This is a genomic window from Vibrio sp. D173a, from assembly GCF_030248475.1.
This window is the reverse complement of record NZ_JAHGAH010001440.1, coordinates 1-895: the sequence shown is the minus strand read 5'-3', so window position 1 is coordinate 895 and position 895 is coordinate 1. Positions and strand designations below refer to the sequence as shown.

Genomic DNA, 895 nt, shown 5'->3' with positions numbered 1-895 from the left:
GTTGAGGTTTGGGCTCGATGATCTCTCCTTCACTTACCTCAATAAACCAGAGTTGATGAATCAGCCATTCGTAGCCCGGCAGTGGTTGTTTCCATGTTTTCATTGGATTCCTTTAGCAGAGAAGAAGTCGTTATTAGTTGAGTTAGTCAACTTTCGCCACGGTTCCCGTCACCCAAAACTCGTTCTCACGTGATTGAATCTGCTCGCCAAGAAAGTCTACAAATCGGCGGATGCGTGCAGTCCGGCGTAGGTCGGTGTGCAGCAACAACCAGATGCTTCGATAGGGTAGCGGCTTTTGAAATGGAGCGCGCACAAGGTTTGGGTGTCTGTCACCTAAATTGCATGCCAGATAAGCCATCCCAAGCCCAGAAGCCGCTAAGTTTATCAACGGGACCAGCTCCGAAACTCGGTGTTTAAGTGTGGCTTTTGGGTAGAAGCTCTCTTTTAGCCACTGAGCACTGACATCCCCCTCTGGTTCGTGCCATCCAATAAAGTGTAGCCCTTCGCCAGCGTTGTCTTTTACTTTCTCTGCGTATTCTCGGGTGCAGTAGGCCGCTTGCGACATCTGAACTAAACGGCGACCTACGGCATCGTCATAAACCTTATTAGCGATGCGAATCGAGACGTCTGATTCACGACGGCTCAAGTTAGCGATGTCGTTACCGAAATTGAGATTAAGTGTGATATCTGGATAACGCTCAGCAAAGAGTGCTAGGTCATCCATGATCGAGGTCATCGCCAATCCATGAGGCATAGAGACATAAACGGTGCCAACAGGCTCACTGTCTTTGCCAATGATCATGCGTGATGCTGCGACCATCTCCTCTTCGACGCGCTCAGCATATGGGAGTAGTTCTTCTCCTATCTGAGTGAGCTGTAAGCCTTGCTTGGAGCG

At 49.6% G+C, this 895-nt stretch carries 1 protein-coding gene; it reads right to left on the bottom strand.

The genetic code is table 11. The features are described 5' to 3' along the window. Positions 1 to 142: 142 nt before the first annotated feature. On the bottom strand, positions 143 to 895 hold a 753-nt coding region (locus tag KIV40_RS33925), incomplete at its 5' end, for a LysR family transcriptional regulator (protein WP_285353836.1).